General features: G+C 72.6%; 8 protein-coding genes. All 8 read right to left on the bottom strand.

Translation table 11 applies throughout. The annotated features are described in order from the left end of the window. Positions 1-277: 277 nt before the first annotated feature. A complete protein-coding gene (locus OO60_RS45100; RefSeq protein WP_051767804.1) occupies positions 278-1,171 on the bottom strand; it encodes an AAA family ATPase in 894 nt (297 codons plus the stop codon). A 10-nt stretch (positions 1,172-1,181) separates the two neighbouring features. Next, positions 1,182-1,847, bottom strand: a complete 666-nt coding sequence (locus OO60_RS29100) for an ATP-binding cassette domain-containing protein (protein WP_081911273.1) — start codon at positions 1,845-1,847, stop codon at positions 1,182-1,184. Then, the gene (locus OO60_RS45095) at positions 1,816-2,421 is read right to left on the bottom strand and encodes a hypothetical protein (protein WP_003091363.1); all 606 of its coding nucleotides are present in this window, start codon (positions 2,419-2,421) and stop codon (positions 1,816-1,818) included. Before OO60_RS45095 ends, OO60_RS29100 begins: the two co-directional genes overlap by 32 nt. A 75-nt stretch (positions 2,422-2,496) precedes the next feature. Then, complete coding sequence (locus OO60_RS29090; protein ID WP_205624198.1) at positions 2,497-3,750, bottom strand: sialidase family protein; 1,254 nt, start codon at positions 3,748-3,750, stop codon at positions 2,497-2,499. A gap of 333 nt (positions 3,751-4,083) precedes the next feature. Further along, on the bottom strand, positions 4,084-5,643 hold the full coding sequence (locus OO60_RS29085) for a class I adenylate-forming enzyme family protein (protein ID WP_003091361.1): 1,560 nt from the start codon (positions 5,641-5,643) through the stop codon (positions 4,084-4,086). Then, positions 5,640-7,202 (bottom strand): CoA transferase, encoded by a 1,563-nt coding sequence (locus OO60_RS29080; protein ID WP_003091360.1) that lies wholly within the window; start codon positions 7,200-7,202, stop codon positions 5,640-5,642. The genes OO60_RS29085 and OO60_RS29080 overlap by 4 nt, the downstream gene beginning before the upstream one ends. After that, positions 7,199-7,984 (bottom strand): class I SAM-dependent methyltransferase, encoded by a 786-nt coding sequence (locus OO60_RS29075; protein WP_003091359.1) that lies wholly within the window; start codon positions 7,982-7,984, stop codon positions 7,199-7,201. The genes OO60_RS29080 and OO60_RS29075 overlap by 4 nt, the downstream gene beginning before the upstream one ends. A gap of 9 nt (positions 7,985-7,993) precedes the next feature. Next, positions 7,994-9,550, bottom strand: coding sequence for a class I adenylate-forming enzyme family protein (locus OO60_RS29070; RefSeq protein ID WP_033262523.1), 1,557 nt, complete (start codon positions 9,548-9,550; stop codon positions 7,994-7,996). Positions 9,551-9,560: the final 10 nt, after the last annotated feature.

The raw sequence follows: 9,560 nt of genomic DNA, 5'->3' as shown, positions 1-9,560 counted from the left end.
TTCGATCGCGGACTTCAGGTCGTTGGCGGACTCCAGGAGCGAGATGCCGGAGTAGGCCTTCGTCGAGTCCTGGGTCTGCGCGATCAACGGGTTGCTCACACCCAGCACGCTAGCAGCGGAGGAGAACGGCGATTCTGACCACCGCGCTCGGCCGCTCGGCTCCGGACAAGCCGAGCGGCTGACCAGGTCGACGACAGCGCGTCATTCATGTGCTGAGCGCGCCAGCCTCGTCGTATAGGTGGTTATACGGCGATCTGACGCTGGTCCAGCACGGTCATCACTCCCCCGTTGCCGACGGCCGGTCCACGGCGGCCAGCACCTGCCGCACGTTCTCCTCCGGCGGCCGGGTGGCGGAATCCAGCACGAGGTGCGGCTCGTCCCAGCTCTCCCACAGCCCCCGCATCCGGACCACGTGCTCCCACGTCACCGTCTGCGGCCAGCCGGGGATGCCCCTGGCCCGGCCTTCGACCCGGGCGCGCTGGCGTTGTTCGTCGGAGCACACGCATTCGGCGCCGACGAACCGGCCGCCTGCGCTCTCGGTCACCTCGCGCCAGCGGTCCCTGGCCTCGCGGCGGTGCCCGGTGGCGTCGATGACGACGTCCAGGCCCAGCTGCAGCTGGCGGGCGACGGAGGCGGTCAGGTTCAGCTCGGCCAAGGGCAGCGCGTTGTCGTCACGCAGCGCCCCGAACGGGGTCAGCGCGCCGAGCTGCCAGTCCATCGAGAAGACCGGGGCGCGCAGCCGCCAGGCCAGTTCTTCGGCGAGGGTGCTCTTGCCGGTGCCCGGGATGCCCGCGAGCAGGATGGTGACCGGCGGCCGCGTCGCGTCGGCGCGGGCGATCGGGCGCACGGCCAGGTAGTCCGCGTGCGCCAGTTCGGCCCGCCGTTCCTGCAACCGGGTCCGGGCCTCGGCCAGCAGCCCGGGATCGACGACGCGCAGGCAGCCGAGCAGGACGTGCTCCTGCCGGGCCGAGGCCACCCCGAGCCGCTCGGCTTCCCGGCTCGCCGCGGTCCGCAGTTCCCCGGCGTCGAGCGCCATTCCGTCCACAGCGGACAGATCGAGCCGGGCGGCCAGGCCGGTGGCCAGGTCCGCGGTCAGCTCGGCGACGAGCTCACCGACCGTGCGCGCGGCGAGCGCGGCCTCGGCGGCCGGGTGGGGTGGAAGATCGTTCACTGCTCAACTCCTACTGGCAAACCCGTGCCTGCAATCCGAACAGCTCGGCGTAAAGCCCGCCGCGCGGCATCAGCTCCTCGTGCGTACCCGCTTCGCGCACCCGGCCGCCGTCCATGACGACGAGCAGCGCCGAGAGGCGCTGGAACAGCTCGTGCTCGCTGGCGGCGTCGAGGCTCGCCGCCGGCTCGTCCATGACGGCGAGCAACGGCGTCACGCGCGTCAGCGCCCGCGCGAGCGCGAGTTTCTGCCACTGGCCGCCGCTCAGGTCGACACCGTCCGGCCAGCCGCGCCCGAGCTGGGTTTCCACGCCGCGCGGCAACCCCGTGACGAAGCCGGCCCCCGCGGCGGCGAGCGCCCGGCCGACGTCCGCGTCCCGGGCGCCCAGCCGGACGGCTTCCCCGGCGGTCGGCTCGAAGCGGACGTGGTCCTGGAAGCACGCGGTCGTCGCGCGGCGCCAGTCGCCGACCCCGAACTCCGCCACCGGGACGCCGTCCACCCGGATCGCGCCCGAATCCGGGCGGTAGATCCGCGTCAGGAGCTTGGCCAGGGTGCTCTTGCCGGACCCGGCGCGAGCAATCCCCGCGACAACAGGCAGCGCGAGGCAGGCCGCCGGACCGGTCGAGGCCGGCAGTCCCCTGCGCAGGCTATCGCCGTTGTTCTTCGAACGACGGATCACGCACCTCGATCACGATCGGTGCGTCGCCGTCCGCGTCCTGGAGCCGCCATACCCGCGCACGCGCGCCGACCCCCGGCACCTGCGTCTGAAGGAGCATCGGCGATCGCGAGGTCGCGCGCTCCCACATCGCGCACACCTGTCCCTTCGCGGTGTCGACAACGAGCACGAAGCTGTCGACGCCGCCATCCTCGATGGTGGAGACCGTGCGCGCGCGGACCGTGCCGTCGAGCAACTCGACACGGTCCGTCGCCTCCGCCCACCGAGAACGGGCGCGCGTCCGCTCAGCGCTCCGGGCGACGGCGGCGAAATAGGCGATCCACAGCACGACGACGAGGGCGGTGAACAGGAGGGTGAAGAGGAGCGAGAACCACCGGCCGGGGGTCGGCTCCGTCCACAGCAGGACGATTGCCTCGACGCCCACGGCCACGCAGAAGAGGAGGAGCACCACGAGCACGGCGCGGCTGGCCGTCCGCAGCGGGCCACGGACCGGCAACTCGACGGGCGGCACCGGATCCGGCCAGCGGTCGACCAGTACCACGACCTGCCCAGCAGACACCGAGCTCGATTCGGCCATGGCGTGAGTCTACGGGGCCCACCATCGTTGGTCCGCAGCGACGGGTCCGCGCAGTCGCCGGAGCAGGCGGTATCGCTACTGCCTTCCGGGGCCCGCGTCCTCGCAATCATCCACCGAGATGATGCCCGCTTGGACCGGCGCGGATTTTCCGTACTGCGCTCCCGTGATGACGAAGACCAGGCCGCGCTTCCGAGGGCTCCGAAGACCGTCGAGGGGAATGGTGAACCGGCTGTACCCAGCCGGCATCGGCGAGGACAGCCGCATCCAGCTCCCGGCGTTGCCGAGGTCGCGGTTGACGAAGAAGTCCTGATTGTCGTTGTCCGTGACGATGATCGTTCCGTTCGGCCCACCCGAGTCCGTCCACGACACCACGGGCGCTCCGTTCGGCGCATCGCCATGCTGGTCGAGGAGCGGGGTGTCCCTGGAGAACCGGAACGACTCCGGGTCCTTCGCGATCCGGTAGTGCACGTGGTAGGTGTAATTGTTCTGATCGGGGTTGTCGGGATCGTCGGGCGCCCCGAATTCGTAGGTCATGATCCACCGGCCCCTGTTCAGCCTGGCCACGGTGGTCATACCCGGTCGTTCGGCGTACGCCGTTCCGGTCGCATCGTCGACCACGGGACCCCACGTGCGCAGGTCCGTGCTGGTCTGGTGGGCGAGCTTCTGACCGAAGTGCGGGTCCCGCTGGTCGGAGTAGTAACAGATCAGCCTGTTGTCGTGCAGCAGCAGGAAAGGCTCCCACACCGGCGTCGCGCCGTTCGTCGTGTCGGGCGGTCCGCCCCGGGCGACCGTGCTCAGGAACTGCCAGGTGCGGCCGCCATCGGTGCTGGCATAAAGCTGGATGGTGGTGCTGGTGAAGCTGTCCAGCCAGTTGCAGGCGAAGAGCAATGCGCCCTTGGGCAAGCCGGCGAACGCCCGGGGCAGTTCGTACAGGAACGGCTGAAGAGAGATTCCGGTGGCCTCGCCGGCGTTGGGCACGCTGCCCTGCTTCTCCCAGGTACGGCCATCGTCGTCGCTGCGGTAGAGCGGGAAACCCGGACCGCGTCCCCCTTGGAACGTCGCGAGCAGCGTCCGCGACATCCCGGCAGGCCGCCCGGCGCTGAGACGCACGGCCCGGGCGTAGGACGCCCGTCCTCCCGGGTCCGCCACGACAACCGGCCCGAACGGGGTCTCTCCAGGCACCTTGCCCGTGTCCGCGAACGCCGGCCCAGCCAGTCCCAACGTCGCCCCGGCAGCAAAGCCTGCACCTGCACCGAGGAACATCCGACGAGAGAACTGCGCGCGGCCAGCGGCCGGATCAGCTGCGTGTGACGCGTGGCGATCCTGCACGATTGCCTCCTCGGGTTCGGCAGCGCCTCGCTGGACCAGTTCGCCTGGATAGTGCACCAAACTCGCCGGCCTGGCCACTGTCCAGGACAGGAAACCGTATCTACGGCACGTATGGCCGAATTCAGGATATGTAACTTACTTTTGGTCAGGTGGAGGTGGCCGGCTTTGGCCCGGGTCATCTTCCCGTCGCTGAGCTCGTACTTCCGCGCGCCACCGAGTGTCCACACCAGACGGAGCGGCGCAGTCCCGCGGGCGCGACGGAGAACTCGTTCGCGATCGAATGCGCGACAACGCGTGCCATGATGCAGGCAAGCTCTCGCTTGGAGCTGCGGTTCAGAACCGCCAGTCGCACGCGGCAAGCTGAACCAAGGTGGCCCGGCAGACCTTGCCGGTCGGGCCCAGGGGCAGGCTCGGGAGGACGATGAGGCGTTCCGGGAGCTTCACCGGTTCGAATTCGTGGTGGATGCGGAGGTAGTCGGTCAGCTCGGCCAGGTCGGGTTCCGGGTGGTCGGCGTGGGGCACGATGCACGCGCACAGTAGCTCGCCGAGGTCCGGGTCCGGGATGCCCACGCAGCTGACTTCGGCCAGGGCGGGATGGCCGGAGAGGCACAGCTCGACTTCGGCCGGGCTGATCGATCGTCCGCCGCGGAGGACGACCTGCCGGGCGCGGCCGGTGACGTGGAGGACCCCCTGCTCGTCGAGGAAGCCGTGGTCGCCGGTGCGGACCCAGCCGCCGGGGGTGCGGTAACGCGCGTTCAGCTCGTGATCGGCCACATAGGACAGTGGGGTCATCGGCCCGAGGGCGTGGATTTCGCCCGTCGCGCCGCGCGGCAGGGGCCGGCCGGATCCGTCGGCGATGGTGATCCTCGCGACGGCCGGGTCGGGCCGGCCGTCGCGGGCGTTGTGGCAGTTCACGCCGTCGGTCGAGCCGTAGACGAGGATGACCGGCGTGCGGAACCCGGCGCGGATCCGGCGTTCGGTCGACGGCGGCATGGGCGCACCGCTGGAAACCAGCGCACGGAGCCCACGCGGGCGGCGGGGCGGGTGGCGTCCGGCGAGGCGGCTCAGCATCGTGGGCACGCCGAACACGTGGGTCGGCCGGTGTTCGCCGATCGTGCGCAGCGTGGCGTCGGGGTCGAACTGCCGCTGGACGATGAGGGTCGCGCCGAGAGCCGCGACGGTGACCGGGACCCCGCACGAGCCGAACGACGACGACAGTGGCACCAGCACCAGGTTGCGCATCGGGGTGTCGTCTTCGTGAAGCGCGCGCACATAGTTCGCGCGCCCGCCGAGGAACGCGTCGTGCGAGTAGGCGACCATCTTCGGTTCGGTCTCCGAGCCGGAGGACACGAGGATGCGCGCCGGGTCGCCGGAAGCCACTTCGGGCGTGGGACGAGCGGCCGCCGCCGAGGTGGCGAATTCCTCGGGGGCAAGAGTCACTCGCAGGCTGGGCAGGGCCCGCAAGCCCTCGGTTCCCCGGTCGACCAGCAGCCCGGTCGCCTTGGCCCGGCGCAGCAGGCTCAGCGCGTCCCGGCGGCCCCGCCCCGCGGGGAACGGCATGGAGACCGCGCCGACGGCGGCCACCGCCAGCTCGGCCGCGACCGCGTGCCTGCTGTTGACCATCCGGATGCCGATGACGTCGCGCCGGCCGAGCCCGGCGGCGAGCAGACCGGCCGCGGTGGCCGATACGGCGTGGTCGAGCTCGGCGTAGGTCACCGGGCCGGCGTCGTCGAGCACCGCCTGCCGATCCGGGTGCGCATCCACGTGCTCGGTGAACGACCGGTAGATGTCCGTGCCGGGACACCGCCCTTGCCGCACCCACGCCCGCCGCAGCTCCCCGGGTACGAGGTCCGGGATCGCGACGCCCGCCGTCGACGTCCACACCGCGCTCACCGGAACTCCCACGGTGGCCGGTTCAGGGCGGCGGCGAAGCGGGGATCGGCGCCCAGTGCGCCGAGGTCGGTCGTCACGGCCACGGCGGGAACACCGGCCGCGCGGAGCCGGGTCAGCAGCTCCTCGGTCGTCCGCTGTGGAGTGGAGTCGTGCGGGGCGGAGGCGGCGACGTAGCCGTCCGCGGTCCGCAGCGGACGGCGGTACCGGCCTCGGGTCCGGGGAACCGTGCTCGCCGCGGACAGCAGCGACGTGTCGGCGCGGCAACCGGCGCCGGTCCGGTCCCGGCGGCCGAGCCCGGCGAGCACGCCGGCCGCGCAGACCAGTCCGCCGAGTACGTCGGTGATCGTCATCAGGGACGGAGCGGGCGGCTCGCCGGACGGCCGCAACGCTGCGGCGAGCCCGCTGTGCGCCTGCACGACGTAGTCCGTGCCCAGCGGTGGACGCCGGCCGAGGTGGTGGCCCCAGCCCGCCGCCGCCGCGTACACCAGCCCGGGGCGCACCGCTGCGAGGTCCGGCGCGTCCAGACCCCACGCCGCCGCCTTGCCCGGCGCCCAGTTGTGCAGGAACACATCCGCGCCGGCGACCAGTTCCTTCGCGGCGGCTCGCCCGGCCGACTGGGTGAGGTCCAGTTCCACCGCGTCCTTGCCCGCGTTCAGCGCCGCGAACCGCGCGGACACCCCGCCGGCCAGCGGGGGTACCCCGCGCGCCGGGTCACCGCCCGGCGGCTCGATCCGCAGCACGTCCGCGCCGAGCAGCCTCAGCACGTGCCCGGCCAGCGGCCCCTGGACGCGGCGCGCCGACTCGACGACTCGTATCCCCCGCAGCGGCGCGTCGAGGCCGGGGGCGGCCCCCGAGTCCAGGGTGCCACCCGGCAACGGAGTGAGGGACCACACCGGCACCGGTGGCACGTCGCCGATGGGCACGACGCTCACCTCGCACGCGGTACCGGCGCGGTGGATGCCGGAAAACAAGTGCGTGGACAGCACGTCGTGCAGGGCAGCGGGCAGCGGGCAGGTCGCGGTCGCGAACCGGTGCAGGAACGGCGCCCACCCTTGGCGCAGCGTCTCTTCCGCGGCGCCCATCGTCCGCCAGAACCGGTGCCAGTCCTCGGCCCGGAGGGTTTCGATTTCGAAGCGGACACCGTCGCCGGACACGAACGGCGGCGGCACACCGGCCGCGTGAGAGGTGTCGACCTGCCCGCACGCCAAGTATTGGCCCACCGACAGCAGCGCAGCCTGGGCGACGGACGTACGCACGGCCGACACCGGTATCCCGCGGGCTCGCGCGAACTCCGCTGCGAGCACGCCGGCCGCGGCGAGCACCCCGGCCACCGCGGTCGCGTAGTCGACGGCCAGCGGCTCGGGAGCACCGCGCGCCCGGCCGTGGACGTGCATGATCCCGCAGGCCGCCTGGACGAGCACCTCGTCGGTGAGCGGCAGCTCGACCGGACCTGCCCAGTCGACGACCGGCTCGACCGTGCCGCCACTCGCGCCGAGCGCGGCGAGGTGGTCACCGGCGAGCCGGGCCGCGGGGTGCGCGGTGGACAGGGTCGCGGTCATGCCGGCCGCCGCCCGCGCACGGTGTAGAACAGGCACGAGCACGCGCGGAAGTCTTCGTGCGCCATGACGTCCCGCACGCGAGCGAGGTCGTCGTCGGAGAACCCGACCGCGACGAACTCGTCCCGCAGGTGCCGGGTGTGGTGCACCAGCAGCTGCAGACCGGCGGATTCGCGGTCCCACAGCGACACGTGCGGCCGCGCCTCGACCCGGTCCAGACCGGCCGCGGTCATGGCCGCGCCCACCGAACGTCCCCACCTGCCCAGCGCACCCGCGTTCCGCATCAGCGCGGCCTTGGCGTCGAGGAATCGTTCGTACAAACCGGTTTCCGGACCTGCCAGTGCGGGCCCGTAGGCGATGTCGAACTCGTCGAGCTGCAGCCAGCCGCCCGGTTTCAGCGCTCGCGCCAGCTTGCCGAGCACGGCGATGCGCTCGGGCAGGTGCAGCAGGACGAGCCGGGCGTGGATCAGGTCGAACCGCTGCTCCGGCAGGGTGTCCCGGACGACGTCATGCTGTTCGACCGTGAGACCGGAGGCGGGGCGGATGTGCCGGGGGTTGATGTCGGTGGCCAGGACCCGGCCCGTGGGGGCGACCCGTCCGGCGAGCCAGTGCGCGATGCTGCCACCGCCCGCGCCGACCTCGAGGCACTGCCATCCCGGGCCCACCCCGGTCGCGGCCAGCGATTCCGTGGTGGCGGGGTCGTAGGCTGCGGCCAGGCAGCGGTGCTGCTCGTCGCTGTGGGTGCTGTCGTTGTCGAAAACGTAGTGCCGGTCGGCGAGGGTCATCGTGCTCCTTCACGTCCAGCGACCGGAACCCGCTGGTGCGGCGTTCCCGGTGAGCGCGGCGAGCAGCGCGCTGCGGCGGACTTTCCCGGTCCCGGTGCGGGGGACGTCGTCCCGCGCCAGCACCACGGGCTCGGCCAGGCGCGGCAGGTCCGCGACCGCAGCCGACCAGGCCGCGTGGTCCAGCGTGCCGTCGGCCGTGACGACCACCGGCAGCGGCGGAGCGCCGGTCCGGCCGAGCACCACGCATTCGGTCACGGCGCCGAGGCGGTCCTCGACCACGTCTTCCACGGCGAGGCAGCTCATCCCCGGCACCGTGTCCACCTCGCGGTCCAGCAGGTACACGGATCCGGTCCGGGTCAGCACCCCGACGTCGCCGGTGTTCCACCACCCGTCCGCGCACTTGCCCGCGAACCGCTCGGCCTCGCCGACGTAGCCCAGGCACCGCGCCGGCGTGCGGACCTGCACGACACCCGGACGGCCGCGCGGAACCGGGTCGAGCGTGGCCGGGTCGATGACACGCAGCCGCGTCCGCAACGGAATGGCGCGGCCGGCGTTCCGCCAAGCCGCGGACTTCCGGCCCAGGAAGCGGAAGGTGATCGGCCCGGTCTCGCTCTGCCCCCACCCCTGCATCCACAGTGGACGTCGGCGAGCCGACGCGGCGAGGTAACTGCGGACGGTCGGCGGGTGCACGGCGTCGTAGGTGCTCGCGAACAACCGGACGGCACGGAAGGCGTTGTCGAGCCGCGTGGTCAGGGGCTGGAGGCGCGCGTAGGCGGCGGGCAATGCCTCGATCACCGTCGGTGGGTGGGCGCGCAGCACGGGGTCGGCCCGGTCCGGGTCGGTGTCGGTCAGCACCACGACCTCCGCCGGGGCGAGGCTCAGCACGCTCGCCGTCCAGCAGAACGTCCGGCCGTGGGCGTACGAACTGGCGTTCGTCACCGTGTCGCTGCGGCGCACGCCGGCCACCGGCAGGCGGCTGGCCTCCATCCGGGCGAGGGCGCCGATGATCGTGCGGGTGGAGTGCACCACCAGTTTGGGGAGCCCGGTCGTGCCCGACGTGTGCATGATCACCAGCGGCTCGTCCGCGCGGGGCCGAACCGGTCGTGGCGGGACCGCGTGGCGGAATTCGCCGACGTGGACGGCGCGTGGGTGCGCACGGTCGACGGTGACCGTCGTCCGGCAAGCGTCGGTCAGGTCGACTCCGGCCGAATCCGCGGTGGCCAGCACTTCGGCCGTGGTGACCAGGACGGTCGGCGAGAGCCGGCCGAGCAGGACGGCGAGGGACTCGGGGGCCAGGTGCCCGGACAGCTTCGCCGGCACGGCGCCGACCCGCACGGCCGCGCAGGCAAGCAGGTCGTAGTCCCAGTGGTTGTCCTTGACGATCGCGACGCGGTCGCCGCGCCCGGCCCCGGCCGCGGCCAGCCAGCCTGCGGCGGTCCGCACCAGCCGGGCGAGCGCGGGCAGGTCGTGGGTCGTCCCGGCGTCCGGGGCGATGTCGAACGGGCGGTCGAGGTGCACGACCGTCGGCACGCCCCGGTCGGCGCACTCGTCGAGAAGCAGACCCATGTCGTAGGGC

The sequence above is a fragment of the Amycolatopsis vancoresmycina genome (assembly GCF_000716785.1).
Classification (GTDB): domain Bacteria; phylum Actinomycetota; class Actinomycetes; order Mycobacteriales; family Pseudonocardiaceae; genus Amycolatopsis; species Amycolatopsis vancoresmycina.
This window is presented reverse-complemented; position numbering and strand designations above follow the sequence as displayed.